The organism is Pseudarthrobacter sp. W1I19, from assembly GCF_030817835.1.
Classification (GTDB): Bacteria; Actinomycetota; Actinomycetes; order Actinomycetales; family Micrococcaceae; genus Arthrobacter.
The window spans coordinates 1378792-1399413 of the sequence record NZ_JAUSZR010000001.1 but is presented as its reverse complement, the minus strand read 5'-3'; the positions used below and the strand labels follow the sequence as shown (position 1 = coordinate 1399413).

18 protein-coding genes and 2 tRNA genes are annotated in these 20622 nt (G+C 65.1%); 8 read left to right on the top strand and 12 right to left on the bottom strand.

All coding sequences use genetic code 11. The annotated features are described in order from the left end of the window. Window positions 1-55: 55 nt before the first annotated feature. From QF038_RS06550 to QF038_RS06535, 4 genes are all read right to left on the bottom strand, one after another. Complete coding sequence (locus QF038_RS06550; protein ID WP_307609418.1) at window positions 56-1693, bottom strand: ABC transporter substrate-binding protein; 1638 nt, start codon at window positions 1691-1693, stop codon at window positions 56-58. 237 nt (window positions 1694-1930) lie between these two features. Then, window positions 1931-3061, bottom strand: coding sequence for a tRNA 2-thiouridine(34) synthase MnmA (gene mnmA, locus QF038_RS06545; RefSeq protein WP_307609417.1), 1131 nt, complete (start codon window positions 3059-3061; stop codon window positions 1931-1933). A gap of 140 nt (window positions 3062-3201) precedes the next feature. After that, window positions 3202-4431 (bottom strand): cysteine desulfurase family protein, encoded by a 1230-nt coding sequence (locus QF038_RS06540; protein ID WP_307609416.1) that lies wholly within the window; start codon window positions 4429-4431, stop codon window positions 3202-3204. A 31-nt stretch (window positions 4432-4462) separates the two neighbouring features. Further along, window positions 4463-5101, bottom strand: a complete 639-nt coding sequence (locus QF038_RS06535; RefSeq protein ID WP_307609415.1) for a metalloregulator ArsR/SmtB family transcription factor — start codon at window positions 5099-5101, stop codon at window positions 4463-4465. Window positions 5102-5258: 157 nt separating this feature from the next. Between QF038_RS06535 and QF038_RS06530 the strand changes: the two genes are divergently transcribed. Next, on the top strand, window positions 5259-5639 hold the full coding sequence (locus tag QF038_RS06530) for a hypothetical protein (protein ID WP_373461622.1): 381 nt from the start codon (window positions 5259-5261) through the stop codon (window positions 5637-5639). On the opposite strand, the gene QF038_RS06525 is transcribed toward QF038_RS06530, so the two are convergent. Then, window positions 5636-6334, bottom strand: coding sequence for a hypothetical protein (locus tag QF038_RS06525; RefSeq protein ID WP_307609413.1), 699 nt, complete (start codon window positions 6332-6334; stop codon window positions 5636-5638). The genes QF038_RS06530 and QF038_RS06525 overlap by 4 nt on opposite strands. 214 nt (window positions 6335-6548) lie before the next feature. Here QF038_RS06525 and QF038_RS06520 point away from each other — a divergent pair, with 214 nt between their 5' ends. The 4 genes from QF038_RS06520 to QF038_RS06505 all read left to right on the top strand — a co-directional run bounded on the left by QF038_RS06520 (window position 6549) and on the right by QF038_RS06505 (window position 9686). Further along, window positions 6549-7487, top strand: coding sequence for a J domain-containing protein (locus tag QF038_RS06520; RefSeq protein ID WP_307609412.1), 939 nt, complete (start codon window positions 6549-6551; stop codon window positions 7485-7487). A gap of 37 nt (window positions 7488-7524) precedes the next feature. Then, window positions 7525-7992 (top strand): tRNA (cytidine(34)-2'-O)-methyltransferase, encoded by a 468-nt coding sequence (locus QF038_RS06515; RefSeq protein WP_091416013.1) that lies wholly within the window; start codon window positions 7525-7527, stop codon window positions 7990-7992. 253 nt (window positions 7993-8245) lie between these two features. After that, window positions 8246-8836 carry an ECF RNA polymerase sigma factor SigK gene (gene sigK, locus QF038_RS06510; RefSeq protein ID WP_307609411.1) on the top strand — a complete coding sequence of 197 codons (591 nt, stop codon included), beginning with the start codon at window positions 8246-8248 and terminating at the stop codon, window positions 8834-8836. Window positions 8837-8846: 10 nt separating this feature from the next. Beyond that, a complete protein-coding gene (locus tag QF038_RS06505; protein WP_307609410.1) occupies window positions 8847-9686 on the top strand; it encodes an anti-sigma factor in 840 nt (279 codons plus the stop codon). 78 nt (window positions 9687-9764) lie between these two features. Here the strand turns inward: QF038_RS06505 and QF038_RS06500 are convergent, their stop codons facing one another. From QF038_RS06500 to QF038_RS06485, 4 genes are all read right to left on the bottom strand, one after another. Next, window positions 9765-10544 carry a PIG-L deacetylase family protein gene (locus QF038_RS06500; RefSeq protein ID WP_307609409.1) on the bottom strand — a complete coding sequence of 260 codons (780 nt, stop codon included), beginning with the start codon at window positions 10542-10544 and terminating at the stop codon, window positions 9765-9767. 3 nt (window positions 10545-10547) lie between these two features. After that, entirely contained in the window at window positions 10548-11501 is a 954-nt protein-coding gene (locus QF038_RS06495) for an electron transfer flavoprotein subunit alpha/FixB family protein (RefSeq protein ID WP_307609408.1), read from the bottom strand. Window positions 11502-11515: 14 nt separating this feature from the next. Next, complete coding sequence (locus QF038_RS06490) at window positions 11516-12316, bottom strand: electron transfer flavoprotein subunit beta/FixA family protein (protein ID WP_307613417.1); 801 nt, start codon at window positions 12314-12316, stop codon at window positions 11516-11518. Window positions 12317-12585: 269 nt separating this feature from the next. Continuing rightward, the gene (locus tag QF038_RS06485) at window positions 12586-14247 is read right to left on the bottom strand and encodes a trypsin-like peptidase domain-containing protein (protein ID WP_307609407.1); all 1662 of its coding nucleotides are present in this window, start codon (window positions 14245-14247) and stop codon (window positions 12586-12588) included. Between the two features lie 286 nt (window positions 14248-14533). Between QF038_RS06485 and QF038_RS06480 the strand changes: the two genes are divergently transcribed. The 3 genes from QF038_RS06480 (at window position 14534) to QF038_RS06470 (ending at window position 19038) form a co-directional block, all read left to right on the top strand. Then, window positions 14534-16585, top strand: coding sequence for a TPM domain-containing protein (locus QF038_RS06480; protein WP_307609406.1), 2052 nt, complete (start codon window positions 14534-14536; stop codon window positions 16583-16585). 122 nt (window positions 16586-16707) lie between these two features. Continuing rightward, window positions 16708-17499 carry a PspA/IM30 family protein gene (locus QF038_RS06475; protein WP_142059404.1) on the top strand — a complete coding sequence of 264 codons (792 nt, stop codon included), beginning with the start codon at window positions 16708-16710 and terminating at the stop codon, window positions 17497-17499. A 108-nt stretch (window positions 17500-17607) separates the two neighbouring features. Further along, the gene (locus tag QF038_RS06470; RefSeq protein WP_307609405.1) at window positions 17608-19038 is read left to right on the top strand and encodes a deoxyribodipyrimidine photo-lyase; all 1431 of its coding nucleotides are present in this window, start codon (window positions 17608-17610) and stop codon (window positions 19036-19038) included. Between the two features lie 44 nt (window positions 19039-19082). Here QF038_RS06470 and QF038_RS06465 read toward each other — a convergent pair whose 3' ends face one another. From QF038_RS06465 to QF038_RS06455, 3 genes are all read right to left on the bottom strand, one after another. Continuing rightward, a complete protein-coding gene (locus QF038_RS06465; RefSeq protein WP_307609404.1) occupies window positions 19083-20015 on the bottom strand; it encodes a cytochrome b/b6 domain-containing protein in 933 nt (310 codons plus the stop codon). Window positions 20016-20154: 139 nt separating this feature from the next. After that, window positions 20155-20228: transfer RNA gene (locus QF038_RS06460), tRNA-Met, on the bottom strand. Window positions 20229-20462: 234 nt separating this feature from the next. Then, window positions 20463-20536 (bottom strand) — tRNA-Met (locus tag QF038_RS06455). Window positions 20537-20622: the final 86 nt, after the last annotated feature.

The window sequence follows — 20622 nt, the reverse complement described above, 5'->3', positions numbered from 1 at the left end:
CAGTTAGGAGGCAGGACCGCCAAGGGTCCCACCTCCTAAGCTGGCGTACCGGGGATTACTTGGAAACTTGTCCCAGCCGGAACTTGAACGATGCATCCAGGGTGGAATCCACGCCCTTGACACTCTTCCCGGAGACAGCTACCTGCGCGCCTTGCAGCAACGGCAGGGTGGAGATGTCCTTGGCCAGCTGGTCCTGAATGTCCTTGATGGTCTTCTCACGCTCCGACTTGTCCGCCGTGACCAGTTGCTTGGCAATCAAGGCTTCGACGTCCGTGTTCGAGTAGTGGTTGTTGAAGAAACCGCCCTTCGGGAACATCGGCGTCAGGTAGTTGTCCGCGTCACTGAAGTCCGGGAACCAGCCAAGCTGGAAGACCGGATAGCTGTCCTTCTTCGACGCCGCGTTGTACGTGACCCACTCGGTGGACTGCAGGTCCACCGTGAACAGGCCGCTCTTTTCCAGCTGGTCCTTGACCATGGCGTACTCGTCCCCGGAGGACTTGCCGTAGTGGTCCGGGTTGTACTGCAGCTTGATGTTCACGGGGCCGCTGATACCGGCATCGGACATAACCTTCTTGGCCTTGTCCAGGCTGGGCTTGCCCGAGCCATCGCCGTAGGCTTCCTTGAAGGATTCGTTGGCGCCGAGGAAGCCGGACGGAACGTTGGACCACATGGGCAGGTAGGTGCCCTTGTAGACCTGGTCCGAGATTGCCTGGCGGTCAACCAGGTTGGCAGCGGCCTGGCGGACCGCCAGCGCCTTCTTGGGATCTGCTTCCGGAGTCTTCGCGCCGAAGGGCATGGTGTCGAAGTTGAAAACGATGTAGCGCATCTCGCCGCCGGGTCCAACATTGACCGTGACGTTGGAGTCCTTCTTGAGATCGTCGATGTCCGTGGCGCTCAGGCTGCGGTTGGCCACGTCGATTTGCCCGCCCTTGACTTCCAGCTTCATGTTGGTCTGGTCGGTGTAGTACTTGATGGTGGCCCCGGCGTTGGCCGGCTTGCCCAGGACGCCTTTGTAGTCGGGCCAGGCTGTCAGGCTGATCAGCGTGTTCTTGTTGTAGGAATCGATAACGTACTGGCCGTAGAACGCCTTGGCCTTGACGATCTCCTCGTCGCTGAGGAGTTTGTCCGCCGGGAAGACTTCATCGTCCACGATGGGGGCGGCGGGGCTTTGCAGGATCTGCGCGAAGGTTTGGTCGTTGGCCTTACTGAGCGTGAACACCACTGTGTTGGCATCCGGCGTGGCGATGGACTTGATGTTGCCGAGCAGTGATGCAGGACCGTTGGGGTCAGCAATCTTGGTCTGGCGGTCAAACGAGAACTTCACGTCCTTCGAGTCCAGCACGTGTCCATTGGCCCATTTGAGGTCGCTCTTCATCTTTACGGTGAACTCTGTGGGTGCAGTGAAGGAGCCCGATTCAGCGAGGTCCGGGGCGGGTTCCGCCCCGCCGGGCTTGGAGTTCATCAGGAAGGAGTAAATCTGGTTCATCACCATAAACGAGCCGTTGTCGTACGAGCCCGCGGGGTCAAGAGCGGTGACCTTGTCGGTGGTGCCGTACGCGATAGTGCTTCCTGCATTCCCGGATGCCGTGCTGCCTCCGCCACCGCCCGACGGGCCCGTGCAGGCAGTCAGTGCGAGCGCGGATATGCCTGCCAGCGCGATAGCGCCGTGCAGTGCTTTGTTGCTCTTGGTCATCTGTGAACTTTCTGTTCGATGAGTACGTGCCCGCGGACCGCTGCTGGATATCTTTGGCCGGGCGGGAGCACGCTGTGCTGATGCCTAGATTCAATCAGAGAGTGAACCCTCACGGCGGACCATTTAGTGAGTTGAGACACAAAATTTACCTGATCGCTGAGGGACTTCCTCGCACCGGCGGCAGCACGAACAAAACCGCCCCGGCAGGACCGGGGCGGTGATGGAAAATTCGGGAGGCTAGAGCGCGGCGCGCTGCAGGGAACGGGCGGCGTCGATGGTTGCCTGGCCCAGGACCCTGCTGCCCTGGTAGAGGACAACAGTCTGTCCGGGCGCAACGCCCCGCAGCGGGTTGGTCAAGGTGACCACCAGCTGGGCTGCGCCATCGGATTCGCCGCGTTCCATCCGGGCAGTGGCGGGAACGGGGTCGCCGTGTGCACGGACCTGGGCGTGGCACTGGAATTCCTCGCCGGTATCCACTTCGGCGATGGGCAGGCCGGCCCAGGACACCTTGATGCCGCGGATTTCATCAATCGCGAGCAGGGCTTCGGGCCCTACCACCACTTTGTTTTCCTTGGGCCGGATTTCCAGGACGAAACGCGGCTTACCGTCGGCCGCCGGAGTGCCGAGCTTCAGCCCGCGGCGCTGGCCCACGGTGAAGGCGTTGGCGCCGGGGTGCTCACCCACCTTCGCGCCGGTCTCATCCACGATGTCGCCGGTGGCCATGTCGATTTTCTCGGCGAGCCAGCCGGCGGTGTCGCCGTCGGGGATGAAGCAGATGTCGTGGCTGTCGGGCTTGTTGGCCACGGAGAGGCCGCGCCGCTCAGCTTCTGCCCGCACTTCGGCCTTGGACGGCGTGTCAGCCAGGGGGAACATGGAGTGTTTGAGCTGCTCGTGGGTCAGGACACCCAGGACGTAGCTCTGGTCCTTCGCCCAGTCAGCGGCCCGGTGGAGTTCGCGGTTGCCGTCGGCGTCCTCGATGACCTTGGCATAGTGCCCCGTGCAGACGGCATCGAAGCCCAGCGCAATGGCCTTTTCCAGCAGCGCGGCAAACTTAATCCGCTCATTGCAGCGCATGCACGGGTTGGGTGTCCGTCCGGCGGCATATTCGTCGATGAAGTCCTGGACAACGTCTTCCTTGAAGCGCTCCGAGAAGTCCCACACGTAGTAAGGAATGCCCAGGACGTCGCAGGCGCGCCAGGCATCGCGGGAGTCCTCGATGGTGCAACAGCCCCGGCTTCCGGTGCGGAGGGTGCCGGGCATGCGGGACAGCGCCAAGTGGACGCCGACGACGTCGTGCCCCGCCTCGACGGCGCGGGCGGCGGCAACGGCGGAATCAACGCCGCCGCTCATGGCTGCAAGAACTCGCATGGTTGCTTTCTGTTGGGTGGTTCCGGCTTGTGGCCGGTGCTGGGTGCCGGTGCTGGCTGAATGCGCTGCAGCGGAGACAGGCAGCCTCCGTCGAAACGATCTTCGCCTATCTATTCTACGCACCTGCCGCAAGGGCAGTCTTAGCGGCCGCCCAAGCCCTGGCGTGCTACCGTACCGGCGGTCTGGATCGAGGACTCGTGGCCGGCCATGCCGGCCTGACGGGCCCTGGCATAAGCATCCGGAAGGGCGGCGAGCAAAGCGTCGACGTCCGCATCCTTTGAGGAGTGCCCCAGGGTGAAGCGCTGGGCCCCGCGCGCAGTTTCCTCGTCCAGGCCCATGGCGAGCAGCACATGCGATGGCCGCGGAACACCAGCGGTACACGCTGATCCAGTGGATGATTCCACACCGGCCAGATCCAGCAGGAACAGCAGGGAGTCCCCCTCGCAGCCGGGGAAGGTGAAGTGCGCGTTGCCGGGGAGCCGGCCGTTTCCTGGCGCCCCGCGCAGGACGGCTTCGGGCACCCGCTCCCGGACGCCGTCGATCAGCCGGTCGCGGAGGGCGGCGATCCGGGCAGATTCCGTGCCCAGGTGGACCACGGCATTCTCCGCCGCCGCAGCAAACGCCGCAATCGAGGCGGTATCCAGGGTGCCCGAACGGACGTCGCGCTCCTGCCCGCCACCATGCTGGACCGGAGTAAGTTTTACCGACCTGCCCAACAGCAGGGCACCCACTCCCACGGGCCCGCCGATCTTGTGTCCGGAAATCGACATGGCGTCAAGACCGGACGCTTTGAAGTCCACCGGCAGCGAACCAAAGGCCTGCACGGCGTCGGAGTGGACCGGGACACCAGCTGCGTGCGCGAGTTCCACAACGCGGTGGATGGGCTGGATGGTCCCCACCTCATTATTGGCCCACATCACGGTGACCAGCGCGATGGAGTCCGGGTCGCGGGCAAGTTCCGCTTCCAGGACCGCGAGGTCCACGGCCCCGTCGCTGTCCACGGGGAGCCAGGTAACGTCGGCCCCTTCGTGGCGTTCCAGCCACTCCACAGTGTCCATCACTGCATGGTGTTCGACGGCGGAGCACAGAACGCGCCGCCGCGCCGGCTTTTCGCCCGCGCGGGCCCAGTACAATCCCTTAACCGCGAGGTTGTCCGACTCAGTGCCGCCGGAGGTAAAGATCACTTCCGAAGGATGCGCCCCTGCCGCTGCGGCGAGTGCCTCGCGGGCGTCTTCCACCGCCCGCCGGGCGCGCCGGCCCGAACCATGCAGGGATGACGGGTTGCCGGTGCGGGCGAGTTCACGCGTCAGGGCAGCCAGCGCCTCGGGAGAAAGAGGGGTGGTGGCGGCATGGTCGAGGTAAACGGGCACCCTGTAATTCTAGCCGCCATGCCCCGGCGGTTCAGGGGGCCGGCGTGATCCTGGCGCAGCAGTGACCGGGCAGATCGGAGGGCACCACCCTGCCGCCGGATTCTTCCAGGCAGGCCGCCGCCCCCTGCAGGAACGCCCCGTTCATGGTGCACACCACCCCCGGATGTTTGTCCGAGAGGCGGTGGAAAGGGCAGTTGGGCAGGATGAAGCCGCCGCCGCCGTCCGGTTGGGGCCGATAGCCCGCCTGGACCAGGAAGTCCTGGAGGGACGCGGATGCCTCCGCCATCGCATTCCCCCTGCGGTACGACTCCGCAGGCAGGGTCTGTTCGATGGGCTCCCCCGCGGTTGTGGATTTTTCGATGGCCGCCGCCATCAGTTCCCCGGCGAGATCGTAGTTCCGGTCCGGCACGGAGGCCCCGATTTCGCCAGCCACAGGACGGTACATCTTGGCCGGACGGCCCGAGCCGGGTCCCGTTTTCCCGGCCGGCTTGTGGAACTCGACCGCCAGCAGGCCGTCCTGCACCAGGCGGTCCAGGTGGAAGGACACCGTGCTGCGGGGAATTCCGGTCCGCTGCGCGACGTCGTCGCGGCCCAGTGCGCCGGGGGACGACGCCACGAGTTCAAAAAGCTGGCGCCGCTTTTCATCACCGAGGGAAGCGAGCGCAGCCATGCGGTTCGCCCAGGGAAGTCTGGCCATTGCTCCACCAATCCAAAGTCAAGATCCATTGATTATAGACCTTCATCATTTCTAAAATAGAAGAACCTACTTTTAGAAGGAGTCAGTTGTGAAAACCACATCAGCATTGCGTGCCAACAGCAGCACCACGATGGATCCCGCCAGGCAGGCCTTCCTGTTGCTGCGGACTGTTTTTACGGTTGCGCCCATCATCTTCGGGCTCGATAAGTTCACAAACATCCTTGCCGACTGGACCGTCTACCTTGCGCCGCAGGCCACGGCGCTGGTGCCCCTGCCTGCCCAGACCATCATGTACGTGGTGGGAGTCGTGGAGGTCCTCGCGGGCATTGCGGTTGCCGTGCGGCCCAGGTTCGGCTCGCTCCTGGTGGCTGCTTGGCTGGCCGGAATCATCGTCAACCTTCTGTTGCTCGGAAGCTTCTTCGACGTGGCACTGCGGGACTTTGGATTGCTCGTTGCCGCCCTCGCGCTGAACCGGCTCTCCCAGCGGACTGCCCGGCAGTCCGGGATTTAGGCCGACGGAGGCAGGACCGGCAGGAACCGGACGGCGTCTGCCCTGGCCGCGGCCAGGGCAGACGCCTCCGGGCATGCAACAGAAAGGTAGACCGACGATCCGGACGTGCCGAAGAGCCTGGCCAGGACCACTGTGGCCTTGCCCCCTTGCGGCGCCGCCTCTTCCAGGGCCAGCACTTCAAGCGTGTGGCCAGGGTTGGACTCGTTACCACCCCACCGCAGCGTGGCGGGTTTCAGGTACTCGGGCAGGATGGTGGGATCAAGATATTGAAAGAGTGCAACTGTTGATTCCCGGTCATCACCGCGTGCCAGCACCGCTTGGTTGGTCCGGACCCTTGCAGCAACAAGGCACCCGTCGGCCCTGAGGTACTGGCTTTCGCCCGCCACGCTGTCCTTCACCATCTTCCAGCCAGGGGCGTCCTTCAGCCCGTCCGAAATACCCACGGGCACACCCGGTGCGAGGATGCCGCCGGCCGCGAAAGGCAAGTCCTGCGCGGCCACCGCCTCAGCATCGTGGCCCGGTGTGATGGTAGGGGTGGCAAGTACTGAGGCAGTTTCCACAGGTTGCGGTACCGAGGGGTCCGGGACGCCAACGCTGCAGCCGGCCGTCGTGAGGCAGGCGAGGACTGCTGCCGCCAGCGTCAACCGTCCCGGCCCGCGCATGCCGGCCCGTGCCGCCGTCGTCGGCTTTTCCATGTCCGCCCCCACGTGTTCCCTGACCTGCAGCTGCTGCCTGCATTACTTGCCTGCTGCCGTGGCAGCCATCCTTCTCGAGTCTAAACTCCGCCGGATCCCGCCGGCGCCGGGAACCCGAAGCCCAGGCACCGACGTTGACAGATCAAGGGCCGATAAGCTGGCCCCACAGGGCTGCCCGCCGGGGACCGGCCGTATCAACACGAAGGATGAGTGCTTGACCGAGAGCAGCTCCCACTACCAGGTGCTTCGCGTGGCGGTTACCGCCACCGAAAAGGAAATCAAGGTGGCCTACCGGCGTGCCGCCCGCCGTGCCCACCCCGACCACGGCGGGGACCCTGCCGCTTTCCGCCGGGTCACCAGCGCCTACGAAACGTTGATCGACCCGCAGCGAAGGAAAGCGTACGACCGCTCCTACGCCGCCGGTACCGCCAATACCGTCGACGCCGAGCCCCACTTCGATGCACCGCCGGCGGGCAGCAGGGCATCGGCCACCGTGCACAAGGCCGGCGGCGCCCGGAACACCGCGGGTGACCCGCCTGTTTACGTCCCGCCCTACGGCCCGGGAGTGGAGGACGTGCCCCTGGTTCCGTTGGCGCAGGCCAGCCAGCAGGTCCACGGCATGCCCCGGAAGCGCGGGATTTTCGGGGCCGAAGCGCGGATCCAGCGGGAGATGCGCACGGTCCAGCTCCTGACCCGGCAGGTACTGCCCGCCATTCCGGCGGCGCGCCTGATCAACGGGCTCCAGTCCCCGGCCGACAACAGCCACATCGACCACGCGGTGCTGTCCGGATACCGCCTGGCCCTCATCGGCTCCATGCTGCTGCCCAAGGGCGCCTATGCCTGGGACGGCAGGACGTTGAACCACGGCGGCCGTTCAATGGCCCCTCCCCAGCTGGCCCACGTAGTCCGCGCCATGCAGGACATCTTCCCCGAGCTGAACGTGACCGGCTGGACGGTGGTGTTGAGCCCGGGCGGCAACCTGCATGAACCGGTGATCGACAACCACCGCCGGTCTCCTGGCGACCTTGAGCCGGTCCGGATCGTCAACGCTGCCGGCATGGTGCGCGGCGTCAAGGAGTTCCTGGCCTCAGGACCCGCTCCCAACACTGTCAACGTCCCAGTACTGGCCAGGCTGCTGCGCGGCATGCACTGAGCCGCATGCACTGACCAGTGTTGACTAGGATGGGATGGTGTTCCGCATCCTCTTCCATGAACCCGAGATCCCCGGCAATACCGGAAACGCCATCAGGCTGGCAGCCATTACCGGCGCCGAACTGCACCTGGTGGAACCCCTGGGGTTCGACTTCTCAGACGCGAAGCTCCGCCGCGCGGGCCTGGATTACCACGACCTCGCCGTCGTCACCGTGCACCGCAACATCGAGGACGCCTGGCAGCATCTGCAGCCCGAGCGTGTCTACGCCTTCACCTCCGACGGGGCAGCAAGTTATACGGACATCGCCTACCAGCCCGGTGACGTCCTGATGTTCGGACGGGAATCGGTGGGCCTGCCGCCGGAAATGAAGACGGATCCGCACGTGACCGCCACCGTACGGCTGCCCATGCTGCCGGCACTGCGCTCGCTGAACCTGGCCAACGCGGCCTCCATCGCCGTCTACGAGGCCTGGCGGCAGCAGGGTTTTGCCGGCGCCCGCATCTAAGGAGCGCCCCGTCAGTGCTGCAGTCCACCGGCAACCGCCCGGGCCCCGAAACCCCCGCGGCCTGACGCTGCCGAAACATTTTCCCGCACTGCCCCATCCGCACGCGGCCGTGTGCCGAATCCCTCCTGAGAACAGTCCATTAGCGATCAAGGAGCGGCAGGTGACACTTCTCCGGGCAGGTTCCAGAACCAGCCGGGGCATCCCCGGCAGCACTGAGCAGGATTCACCACCTGGAGACTTATGCTTGGTAGTGATGGATACTCCCGATGCTCCCGCGGTCACGGACACGCCGGCCGAGCTCAGCCAACGGCTCACAGTCCTGCTGGGACAGATTTCCCAGGGTGACCGCGCTGCCTTTGCGGAGTTTTACCGGCTGACCTCGCGCCGTGTTTACGGTATGGCGCGCAGGGTCCTGATTGATGCCGAGCTCAGCGAGGACACCACCCAGGAGGTCTTCCTGCAGGTTTGGCAAAACGCCGCCAGATTCGATCCCGCCGCCGGCAGCCCGCTCTCCTGGCTGATGACCATTTCCCACCGGCGTGCCGTGGACAGGGTCAGGTCCGCGCAGTCGGCCACGGACCGGGAGGCCCGCTACGGTGCCAGCACCCAGGACATCGACCACGACACCGTTTCGGACGAAGTGGGCAGCAGGCTCGAAGCCGAGGCCGTGGTGCGGTGCCTGGGAACGCTGACCGAAACGCAACAGGAATCTGTGCGCCTTGCCTACTACGGCGGCCTGACCTACCGGGAAGTCGCCGAGCGGCTGGATGCTGCAGTTCCCACCATAAAGTCCCGCATCCGCGATGGACTGATCCGCTTGAAGACCTGTTTGGGGGTGAGTTGAAATGACAGAAATGAACCATGGACCAGCCGGCCGTTCAGGCGGCTTCGGCGATACCGTCGCAGCTGACCTCGCGTCGGGCCGCGTCATTGACCTGGCCGAGCTGTACGCCCTCGATGCCGTAACAGACGATGAACGCCGCGCGATCGAAGAGTACATTTCAGCCGCTCCTGTTGCCGAACGGACTTCATTCTTCGAACGGGTCCGCCAGTCCCGGGAAACCCTTACCCGCACGTTCAAAGCAGAGGAAGAGCCGCCCGCAGATCTTTTCCACCGGATCGTCGCCCAACTGCCGGCCCAGCTGCCCGCGCAGTTGCCGTCGCCTGGGCCGGCGCAGGCGGGCCCCGTCCCTGAAGGTCCCACCGACGAGCTCGCCAAGGCCCGGCAACGCCGGGAGGAACGGCGGCGTCCGGCCGGAACCCGCCGCTGGCTGGCGGGCATTGCGGCCGCCGCGGCCATTGCCCTGGGCGGCGTCGGCGTCGGGTCCTATATCGCGGACCAGAACGACCCCCTGAACCAGGTGGTCCGGGCCGATGACGTCCGCGAAGCCTCAGTACCCGTGGCCGCGGGTGGAACCGCAACGGTTCTGGTCTCGTCTTCCAAGGACGCACTGGTGGTCAAGATGAACGGCGTTCCTGCCCCTCCCGAAGGCAAGGTCTACCAGATGTGGCTGATTCCAAAGGACGGGTCGGCGCCGGTGTCCCAGGGCCTGATGGACGAGGCCGCCTTGTCCAAACCCGCTGTAGTGGAAGGCATCGCCTCTGCCGCATCGCTCGGAATAACCGTTGAGCCTGCCGGCGGATCAAAATCCCCCACGCTGCCCACGGTGGCCGCCGCCCCGCTCGGCGCGTAGCAGCATCGTCCCCGCTGAACATAGGAACGCCCCGTGATCATCCCCAAGGATGGTCACGGGGCGTTTTTACGCGGACGGTCAGAAACCGGCGATGGTTCCCGGCCCATTGACGGCTACTACATGGAACGCTTCGGCGCTGCGGCCCGCCGCCAGCCCGGCGCGTTCGGCATTGACGTGCATGCCCTGGCGGACCGCCGCTTCCATGGCCGCGACGTCGGGATGCTGGCTGACGTGGACATGGATGGCCTGCAGTTTGGCCTCCACATGCTCCGTCACGTCAACAAAATGGTTTTCCCGCTCTTCAGGGCCTGCGTACAGCCATAGCCACGGAAGCTTGTACGCCGCCAGCCCGGCTTCGGCGAGTTCCGGGTAAGCGAACGGGTTTTCCAGCGCAGGGTAAACGGCCCGCGTGACGGCCTCCCCCACTGCGAGATGGTCCGGATGGCTCTTCTGGATCCGGCGCCAGTTCCGTTCCGGATGCATGGCCAGTACGACGTCGGGACGCAGTTCGCGGATGAGCTTCACCACCCCGCGCATCACCTCATGCGAGGGTTCGAGGTAGCCGTCGCGCTGATGGAGGTAGTGGATGTCCGAGACGCCGACCAGCTCGGCAGCACGGCGCTGTTCGGCGTCGCGCATGGCGATGATGTTGGCCCGGTGGGCGGGATCGAAGCCGCCGGCATCGCCGTCGGTCATGATGCAGTAGCTGACCTGGACACCGGCCGCTGTCCAGGCGGCAATGGTGCCGGCAGCGCCGAAGTCGATGTCGTCAGGGTGGGCCGCAAAACAGAGCACCCGCCCAATCCGGTGCGTGGCCGGGTTGAACGGGCTCTGTGCCTGGCTGGCGGAGGCAGTCAATAATCAGCCTTTGCGCTTCTTGATCTCGGCCGTGGCCTGCGGGAGGACATCGAAGAGGTCCCCGACGATGCCGAAGTCCGCAATCTCGAAGACCGGCGATTCAGCATCCTTGTTGACCGCCACGATGACCTTTGCGGTCTGCATGCCGGCCTTTTGCTGGATGGCACCGGAAATCCCGGCAGAGATGTAGAGCTGCGGGGACACGGTCTTGCCTGTCTGGCCCACCTGGGCATCGTGGCTGATCCAGCCGGCGTCGGTAGCCGCACGTGATGCTCCCACGGCCGCTCCCAGGGCGTCGGCGAGCTCCTCCACGGGGCCGAAGTCGCCGTCCACGCCGCGGCCGCCGGCTACTACGATGCGGGCGTCGGTAAGGTCCGGGCGGCCGCTGGCCACCTTCTGCTCGCGGGCCGTGATCCGTGCCGCCGCCGCCGTGCTGCCGGCGGGCACCTCCACCGTGACGGTTTCCGGCGTGCCGGGTGCGGCAGCCGGCTCGGGGACCACGTTGTTGGCCTTGACCGTCAGCACCGAGACGGGGGTGTTGGCCTTGCAGGCTGTGTTGTAGGAACCGGCGAGCACGGACTTGTGTGCCGTGCCGTCCGCTTCCACGGCCACAACATCGGTGATGACGCCGGCGTTGAGGCGGATACCCAGCCGGGCAGCGATTTCCTTGCCCTCCGGTGAGTTGTCGAGCAGAACGGTAGTCGCCCCGGTGTTCTCCGCCGCCGCCGCGAGGTACGCAGCCTTGGGCGCCACCAGGTAGTCGTCCAGGTCCTGTGCCGAGGGGCGCAAAATGGTGCTGACGCCGTATTCCGCAAAAGTGGAGGAGACGTCGCTGTGCAGTTCGCCGTTGAGGGCCACCACGCTCTCACCGAGGGTGCGGGCCAGGGTCAGCAGCTCGAGACTGCTCTTCTTCAGCGCAGTGCCGGGGTTGTCAATAAAAACGAGTACTTTTGCCATGTCGGTGATCCCTCTTAGAGCAGCTTCTGGGCGGCCAGGAAGTCAACCAGCTTGATGCCGGCGTCGCCTTCGTCGGTGATGATGGTGCCGGCGGTGCGCGGCGGCCGCTCTTCAGCGTTGGCCACGGTGGTCCAGGAACCGGAGTGTCCCACCTGGGCAGCATCCACCCCGATGTCCGCGAGGGACAAGGTGGTGATGCTCTTGCGCTTGGCGGCGATGATGCCCTTGAAGTTGGGGTACCGCGGCTCGTTGATCTGGTCCGTCACGGACACCACTGCGGGCAGGGGGGCTTCGACCGTTTCAGAGGTGGTGTCCGCGTCCCGGCGTGCCACCAGCCGTCCGCCGTCCACGTCCAGGGAGGACGCGAACGTGACCTGGGGAAGGCCAAGGCGCTCGGCCAGCTGCGCGGGCACCAGGGAGGTCTCGCCGTCGGTGGAGGCCATGCCGGTGATGATGAGGTCCACCGGTCCGTCCTGGCCGAGCCGCTGGACGGCAGCCGCCAGTGCGAGGGAAGTGGCCGCGGCGTCCGAGCCCGCCAACGCCTCGTCCGTCAGGTGTACGCCCTCGGTGGCACCCATCTGAAGGGATTTCTTCACGGCGTTGACGGCACCGGCAGGCCCCATGCTCAGGGCGATGACCTGGTTGCCCGCCTTGCTGCCGCCCCGCGCCTCGGCCAGCTGCAGTGCGGCCTCCAGCGCGTATTCGTCCAGCTCGGACAGGATGCTTTCGTCACGGTCCGTCGTGTAGCGCTCCCCGGTGAGGTGACGGTCGAACTGGGCGTCCGGTACATGCTTGACCAGGACGATGATCTTCAATGTCTTCTCCACTGTATCGACAGCAGCCTTCCATGCTTGTGGACAGCCAGCCGGGTAAGGTCATGGCCGCGGGATGCCCGGCGTACGGGTAGCTCCTAGCTAACCATATCGACGTTGGGCGCCGCCCTCTTCCATTACGCCAGTGTCAGCACTTTTACGACGACGGCGGGAATGGTCGACGGCGGCGTCCCCACCGGAGGTGGGAATCGCCGCCGTCGACCATTCCTAAAGGTGCCGCCACACCCTCTTACCGGTGCCGGGCGCTGCTCCTAGCTTGCGGTACCGAGGGTGACGTCGAGGGTTTGTTCTGCGCCGTTGCGCAGCACGGTGATCTTTACGCTGGAACCCGCGGGCTGTTCCCGGACCGCGGCCGTCAACTGCTCGGGCTCGCCGATGGCGAGGTCGTTGAATTTGGTGATGACGTCGCCCACCTTAATCCCTGCCTTGCCGGCCGCCGAGCTTGCTTCCACTGTGGCGACCTCCGCTCCCACCGAGAATTCGGAAGCGGCGCTGGAGGCGGCCTTCTTCTTGACGCTGACGCCGAGCTGGCCGTGCGAGGCCTTGCCCGTGTCGATGATTTCCTGGGCCACCCGCTTGGCATGGTTGATGGGGATGCTGAAGCCCACACCGATGTTGCCGCTGGACGAGGACGAAGACCCTGATCCGGCAGAAGCAATCGCCACGTTGACCCCGATGATCTCACCGCTGCTGTTCACCAGGGCGCCGCCGGAGTTGCCGGGATTGATGGCGGCATCGGTCTGGATCACGTTGATGGAAATTTCGCCCTGGCCGGTTGTCTGCTGGCTCTGTCCGCCGCCCGGCGGGGCGAACTGGAATCCGCCTTCGTCGTCACCCTCTGCGTTGTCGCCCTCTTCCGGGGCCGCCGCGGAGGCCACGCTGATGGTCCTGTTCAGCGTGGAGACAATGCCATCCGTGACCGTGCCAGTGAGGCCCAGGGGGGAACCGATGGCAATCGCGGTATCCCCTACGTTGAGCTTGCCGGAGTCACCGAGCGTGGCTGGCGTGAGGCCGGACATGTTGTCCACTTTGATGACTGCGAGATCGGACAACGGGTCCGTGCCCACCAGCTTGGCGCTCAGCACCTTTCCGTCGCTGGTCCGGACTTCGAGGGACGCATTGGCCGTCTGGCCGTCCAGCGTGACCACGTGGGTATTGGTCAGGATGTGCCCCTGATCGTCCAGGACGATGCCGGAACCCGTGCCCCCGGAGCCGCCGCTCGTGGCGCTGATGGTCACCACGCTGGGCGAGGCCTTTACGGCAGCTGCGGTGATCGCGTTGACATTGTCCTTGTTGTTGACGATGACCGTGCCGGGCTGGCTGTTGCTGCTGGTGATGGCGGTAGAGCCGTCATTATCAAACAGTCCTCCGGAGCCAACGGTGGCCACTCCCCCGCCCACCAGGCCGGCGGCGAGGATGCTGGCTACCAGGGTGCCGACGCCGAACGATGCCTTCTTGCGCGGGGCGTCCTTAGGGTTCGGGGCCAGCCCCACGGGAGCGCCGGCCGCTGCGTGCTGGCTGTTGTGCTGTCCTTGGCCGTAGTAGCCATAGTGGCCTTGAGCGTCGTGCGGTCCGCCATATCCCTGGGACTGGCCATGGCCCGGCTCGCTGCCTTGGCCGTCCGGGGCGCTTTGTCCATAGAACGGCTGGCGCTGCGGATAGGGCTGGCGCTGCGGATACGCCGGGCGTGCCCCGGGCAGTTCCCGGGTGGGGTTCTCCGGGTCAAGCCGTTCAGTGTTCTGCTGACGATGCCCCGGTGCTTCGTTGGCCGCCGCGGGGTTCGAGGCTCCCATGCCCTCACCGTCCTGGAGATCCGGGTTGTTACCGGGCTGTGCGGACTGCTGCTGCCACGGATCCTGCCGGCCCGGACCGCGGTTCCCGGAAGCGTCACCGGGGGTTTGGTTCTCAGTCATGGGACTTCCTTTCATCCTCGTCTGCATTAACTATGGACTCCCTCCCTGTAACAAGTTCGGATGTTTGCTGAGAGCTTGCTGAATCCCGTCATGGACTGGATTTCGCTGGCCCTGCATCGTTTCGCTGGTGGCATATTCAGCTCAATGGACGGGCTGTGGGGTGCACCATAGAATCAAGATGATTGCCACAGCGACCTGCGGCTTTACACCATGCGTGGGGGCGCTGCTGCATTCTGAGACGACCGGTTCGTCCCGAATCGGTGTCAGGCGTGCTGAAGGGTTGCACATGCGGTCAAAGTTTAAACGTATTCTCGCCGTGATCGGCCTTACCGGGCTGCTGGCGGTACCCGCCGGTGCGGCCTGGGCGGAGGATCCGGTCACTCTGAATCCCTCAACCAAGGTTGTGGATTCAGCCGGGGTCCTGGGCGGAAAAACGGCTGAGGTGCAGGAAGCCATCAAGAAGCTGGGCACTGACCACGCCATGGTGCTTCACGTCGTCACCGTCAAGAAATTCGAAAACCCTGCCGACCGGGAGGCCTGGACAGACGAGGTGGCCAAAAAGGCAAACCTTGGTTCGAATGCCCTGATCCTCGCGGTGGCTACCGATACCCGGCAGTACATCCTGAACAAGGGCGGCAGCAAGATCACCAACGCCCAGGTCGAAAACATCAAGAGCAAGGCCATCGGGCCCCAGCTGGCAAATGACAACTATGCCCAGGCTGCCATTAACGCTGCAGGCGCGATCGGTGACGCTGCGGGAGGGGGAAGCGGCAACGTCCCTTCTGATGGAAGTGCCGGCGCCGCTGTTTTGGTGGGGACCGGCGTAGTAGCCGCCGGTGGTGCAGGTGCCTACCTCTACTTCCGCAACCGGCGGAAGAAAGCCGGCGAAGCCCAGTCGTCCAGCGCAAGCTACGGCCCGCAGGGTGGCCAGGTGGACCCGCTCGCGTCCCTCAGTGTGGAGGAGCTGCGCCGCAAGAGCGGTTCGCTGCTCATCGAAGCGGACGACGCCATCAAGTCCAGCGAGCAGGAACTGATGTTCGCCCAGGCACAGTACGGCGATTCCGCCGTCGGCAACTTCACCAAGGCGCTGGACGAAGCCAAAGCCCACATGACGGAGTCGTTTAAGCTGCAGCAGCAGCTGGACGATCATATTCCCGATACTGAAGAGCAGCAGCGCACCTGGCTGGGCGAAATCATCCGCCGCTCGGAGGCTGCGCTGGCATCGCTGCAGGAGCAGAAGGCCGACTTCGATTCCCTGCGTGAACTGGAGAAGAACGCACCGCAGGCCCTGGCACGAGTGAATGCCGGCGCGCGCGAAGCAGACGCCAAGATCTCCAGCGCGGAGCAGTCCCTCACCGCGCTGCGGGCCAAGTATGCCGAGAGCGCACTTGCGCAGGTCTCGGACAACATCCTGCAGGCCAAGGAGCGGCTTGCTTTCGTCCAGAACGCAACAGCGACTGCCGAGCAGAAGCTGGGTGAGGGTGAAGGAAGCATGGCTGCAGTGGCCGTCCGGGCAGCCGAGGAGAGCCTCCACCAGACGAACGTGCTCCTGGATGCCATCTCCAAAGTCTCGTCGAGCCTTGACGAGGCCCGCAACGGGCTGGAGTCAGCGGTGGCGGACACCTCGCAGGACCTTGCCCAGGCACGTGCCATAATCCAGTCCGGCGCCCATCCCGAACTGGCTGGCCCCGTGGCTGGCGTCGAAGCGACGCTGGCCCAGGTCAAATCAGACATCCAGGGCGGGAAGATCGATCCGATCGCTACCCTGCAAAGGGTGGAGACCGCCCACCAGTCCCTGGACCAGGCGCTGAGCGGAATCCGCGACCAGCAGGAGCAGGCACGCCGGGCGCAAGCATCACTGCAGCAGACCATCATGTCTGCCCAGGCGCAAATCAGTGCCACCTCCGACTACATCACCGCCCGGCGCGGCGGCGTGGGAACCGAGGCCCGCACCCGGCTGGCCGAGTCGCAGCGGAACCTGGACTACGCGCTGTCCATTGCACGCACCGATCCCGTTACCGCCCTGACCTACGCGCAGCAGGCACATGCTCTCGCTGCCCAGGCAGCCCAGCTGGCCCAGGCTGACGTTGACCACTTCGACGGCTACGCCAACCAGGGCTACGGCCGGGGCGGAATGTTCGGCGGAGGTGGCGGCGGTGGACTCGGCGGCGCCATTCTTGGCGGCATCCTGATCAACTCCATCCTCAATGGTGGCGGTGGTGGCGGCTGGGGCGGCGGTCACGGCGACGGCGGCGGCTGGGGTGGCGGCGGCGACTTCGGGGGCGGAGACATGGGCGGCGGCTGGGGTGGGGACTCCGGCGGCGGCGGAGACTTCTAGTCCCTGGAAACCCTCCCCTGGCTTTGTCCGGCCGAACCACAACGGCTTGAGAACGACAGACGGAACACACAACTGTTCACTGATTTCAGTGGTCATCACAGAGCAGGACGAAAGGTAGCACCATGGTTAAACAGTCCATTTTCGGCCGTATCGCGCAGCTGGCAAAGGCGAACATCAACACCTTGCTGGACAACGCCGAGGACCCGCAGAAAATGCTGGACCAGATGGTCCGGGACTACACCAACAACATCGCTGAGGCGGAGTCCGCCGTAGCACAAACCATCGGCAACCTTCGGATGCTCGAGGACGACTACAACGAGGACGTCAAGAACTCCCGCGACTGGGGCAACAAGGCCCTGGCCGCATCCCGCAAGGCGGACGAGTACCGCGCCAGTGGCAACGTGTCCGACGCCGAGAAGTTCGACAACCTGGCCAAGGTGGCACTGCAGCGCCAGATGTCGGCCGAGAACGAAGCCAAGGGCGCCGAGCCTTCCATCGCCTCCCAGCGTGAAGTGGTGGACAAGCTCAAGACCGGCCTGGACCAGATGAAGGGCAAGCTCAACCAGCTGACCAGCAAGCGCAACGAACTGGTGGCCCGCTCCAAGACCGCCGCGGCCCAGTCGCAGGTGCACGATGCCATCAAGAGCATCGACATCATGGACCCCACCAGCGAGGTGGGCCGCTTCGAAGAGAAGATCCGCCGCGAAGAGGCCCGGGTCCGCGGTCAGCAGGAACTGACCGAGTCCAGCCTGGACGCGCAGTTCAACCAGCTGGAGGACCTCGGCGAGCAGGTGGAGATCGAGGCACGCCTTGCGGCCCTCAAATCCGGTGGCACCTCAAAGCCCGCCATCGGTTCAGGCAGCGCTGCAGGCGCTGAATCCACTGTGAACGAAGCTGATTTCGACAAGCTCTGACAGTCCCAGTGAGCGTCCTCGCTGAGGATAGCCGGGACGCTGTGGGCTGATGAAAGGCCGGGGCCGCCGCCCCGGCCTTTCTGTTGCCCGTATGTGTAGCGTTGGGTCATGGCTTCCTCCCACCCCACCTCGCTCGTCTGGCTGCGCGATGACCTTCGCCTGGACGACAACCCGGCACTGTCCGAGGCGGCATCGCTTGGCCTGCCCTTGACGGTGGTCTACGTCCTGGACGAGGAGTCTGACGGCATCCGGCCGCTCGGTGGAGCAACGCGCTGGTGGCTGCATCATTCCCTTACAGCCCTGGCCGCAGCTTTGGAGGCCAACGGCTCCCGGCTCCTCCTTCGCCGGGGACCAGCTGCAGAAGTTATCCAGGGTCTTGCGGGCGAGACCGGGGCGGCCCATCTGTTCTGGAACCGGCGTTACGGACTGCCGGAGCGGACAGTGGATGCCGCCATCAAGGAGTGGGCCGGCACCAATGGCGTCCAGGCCTCGAGCTTCCAGGCAAATCTTCTGTTCGAGCCGTGGATTGTGCGCACCGGGGCCGGCGGCCCGTACAAGGTCTTTACGCCCTTCTGGCGTGCTTGCCTTGCCGGCACCGAGGTCCGCGAGCCCCTCGAACCGCCCCGGCAGTTGCCACCGCCCGCCACTGCGCGGGGAGGGGCGCTGCCAATCACCGAAGACCTGCGCACATGGCACCTCCTGCCGCACTCCCCTGACTGGAGCGGCGGCCTGGCCGAAACGTGGGAGCCGGGAGAGGAAGGCGCAAGGCACCGCCTCGAGGACTTCCTGGAGGGGCCGGCCGAAGACTACGGGACGGGCCGCAACGTGCCGGGTGTGGAGGGAACCAGCCGCCTTTCGCCGCACCTGCGCTTCGGCGAAGTCAGTCCCTTTCGGGTATGGCAGGAGATCAGGCGCACGTTCCCGCACAAGATACCGGCCGACGTCGGGATCTTCCGTTCCGAACTCGGCTGGCGGGAATTCTGTTGGCACCTCTTGTACACCAACCCCGAACTGGCCACCCGCAACTACCGGCCTGAGTTTGACCGGTTTGAATGGCAGTCGCTGAACAGAAGCGAGCTGCGGGCCTGGCAGCAGGGCCGCACCGGATACCCGTTCGTTGATGCCGGTATGCGCCAGCTGTGGCAGACGGGCTGGATGCACAACCGGGTGCGGATGGCGGCTGCGTCATTCCTGGTCAAGAATCTCCTGGCCGACTGGCGCATCGGCGAGGAGTGGTTCTGGGACACGCTCGTGGACGCGGACGCCGCCAGCAACCCGGCAAACTGGCAGTGGGTGGCGGGATCGGGAGCGGACGCCTCCCCCTACTACCGGATCTTCAACCCGGTGACGCAGAGCAAGAAGTTTGATTCCGCGGGCCACTACCTGCGCCGCTTCATTCCCGAACTGGCAGACCTCGACGGGAAGGCCATCCACGAACCGTGGAAAGCCGGAGACGCACCTGGTTACCCCGGACCGCTGGTGGGGCTGCCAGAGTCACGGGAGCGGGCCCTGGAAGCCTACGCCAAACTCAAGCACTGATCTGCCGTCTAAGGCTTGTCGGCCGCATGCGGCCGGTGCCCGCCTTAGCGGCTGACCTTGCCCATCAGGGACGCAATGGGACGCAGGAAGATGGGACGGGCCAAGAACCATGCAGCCACCATGACCACCACCGAGGCCAGGAATACCCAGAAGCCGAACCAACCGTCGCCGTCCTGGACGCCGTACATGTGGTTGAGGTTGCGCAGGGCACCGGTGGCCAGCACCAGGAAGACGTGCACCACGATAAAGGCCACGAAGTAGATCATCACCGGGAAGTGGACCGCGCGTGCCCATTCAATGGGGAAAGCCTTGTTGAGGCCGGCTGCCTTCTTGGGCCACGCCGAGGACATGCGCAGGCCGGTGATGAAGGACAGCGGGGCGGCGACGAACACCGTTACGAAGTACGCCAGCAGCTGGAGGGCGTTGTAGTTGATCCAGCCGTTCTCCGTGGGCCAGTCCAGCGACGCGTACTGCAGGGCCGCCGAGAGCGCGTTGGGGAACACATCCCAGCTGGTAGGCACGATCCGCATCCACTGACCCGTGGCGAACAGCAGGACGGCGAAGACCAGTCCGTTCAGGATCCACAGCGCGTCCAGGGTGAGGTGGAACCACAGCTCAAGGCTGATCTTGGTGGGCGGGTTCTTGGTTTTGATGAGGCCCTTGTTGTTCCGGGTCCAGTGGCCGCTGGGGCGCGTGGTGGTCCGCACCTGCCAGCCGGTCCGGATGATGAGCAGCAGGAAGAACGCGTTCAGGAAATGCTGCCACGCCAGCCAGGCCGGAAATCCTTCCGGCGCGCTGGCCGGAAGCTCGGAATGGCCCGGATAGTCGGTGACGAAGGAAGCGACAGCGGGCAGCCCCACCAGCCACTTGGCGATCAGCACCACCAGGACCAGCGCCACGAGGACGGCGGGCACACCCCAGTAGAGACGGGACCGCTTGCCCGCGACAGTGCCGGGCTTCTTCGTGGGTGTGGACATCGAGCAACATTCCTCTCGAGAATGACTTGGTGCTCACGATCTGTGAGGCTCTGCGAAAGAGAATACTAGGAACTGCCGGCTTTCAAGGAAAAAAGAAGACCCCGTCCGGCTTGTCTGCCGGTCGGGGTCTTCACATAAGTTGCGGGGACAGGATTTGAACCTGTGACCTCTGGGTTATGAGCCCAGCGAGCTACCGAACTGCTCCACCCCGCGTCGCAGAATCAACACTACCCTACTTTTGCGGTGGGTTTTGCCACCCGCCTTTTCGGGGCCCCCACCCCGACGCGCCAGCACCTCCTGCCGCTTCCCCCACAACGCTCCACCAGCTTCTGCGGCTTTCAGCGCATCGCTCCATCACTCCATCATGACGTCCGACGCCGGTGCTGCTGCGCGAGGTTAAAGCAAAAGGTCCGGACACTGTTTCCAGTGTCCGGACCTTTTTTCCAGTTGCGGGGACAGGATTTGAACCTGTGACCTCTGGGTTATGAGCCCAGCGAGCTACCGAACTGCTCCACCCCGCGTCGCAAGAACTACTTTACCGGGAGGTGAACAGCAGGCCAAATCGGGAGGGCGTGATCTCCGTCTCGCCAGTCCGGCACCCGCTCGG

What these genes read in the sequence shown, in the direction of transcription:
- QF038_RS06535 (WP_307609415.1), bottom strand. Translation starts at nt 5,101, where the DNA reads ATGGCTGCGCTCGCTTCCCTCGGTGATGAAAAGCGGCGCCAGCTTTTT.
- QF038_RS06465 (WP_307609404.1), bottom strand. Translation starts at nt 20,015, where the DNA reads ATGTCCACACCCACGAAGAAGCCCGGCACTGTCGCGGGCAAGCGGTCC.
- QF038_RS06530 (WP_373461622.1), top strand. Translation starts at nt 5,259, where the DNA reads ATGGATCCCGCCAGGCAGGCCTTCCTGTTGCTGCGGACTGTTTTTACG.
- QF038_RS06495 (WP_307609408.1), bottom strand. Translation starts at nt 11,501, where the DNA reads ATGGCAAAAGTACTCGTTTTTATTGACAACCCCGGCACTGCGCTGAAG.
- QF038_RS06485 (WP_307609407.1), bottom strand. Translation starts at nt 14,247, where the DNA reads ATGACTGAGAACCAAACCCCCGGTGACGCTTCCGGGAACCGCGGTCCG.
- sigK (WP_307609411.1), top strand. Translation starts at nt 8,246, where the DNA reads ATGGATACTCCCGATGCTCCCGCGGTCACGGACACGCCGGCCGAGCTC.
- QF038_RS06475 (WP_142059404.1), top strand. Translation starts at nt 16,708, where the DNA reads ATGGTTAAACAGTCCATTTTCGGCCGTATCGCGCAGCTGGCAAAGGCG.
- mnmA (WP_307609417.1), bottom strand. Translation starts at nt 3,061, where the DNA reads ATGCGAGTTCTTGCAGCCATGAGCGGCGGCGTTGATTCCGCCGTTGCC.
- QF038_RS06480 (WP_307609406.1), top strand. Translation starts at nt 14,534, where the DNA reads ATGCGGTCAAAGTTTAAACGTATTCTCGCCGTGATCGGCCTTACCGGG.
- QF038_RS06550 (WP_307609418.1), bottom strand. Translation starts at nt 1,693, where the DNA reads ATGACCAAGAGCAACAAAGCACTGCACGGCGCTATCGCGCTGGCAGGC.
- QF038_RS06525 (WP_307609413.1), bottom strand. Translation starts at nt 6,334, where the DNA reads ATGGAAAAGCCGACGACGGCGGCACGGGCCGGCATGCGCGGGCCGGGA.
- QF038_RS06505 (WP_307609410.1), top strand. Translation starts at nt 8,847, where the DNA reads ATGAACCATGGACCAGCCGGCCGTTCAGGCGGCTTCGGCGATACCGTC.
- QF038_RS06470 (WP_307609405.1), top strand. Translation starts at nt 17,608, where the DNA reads ATGGCTTCCTCCCACCCCACCTCGCTCGTCTGGCTGCGCGATGACCTT.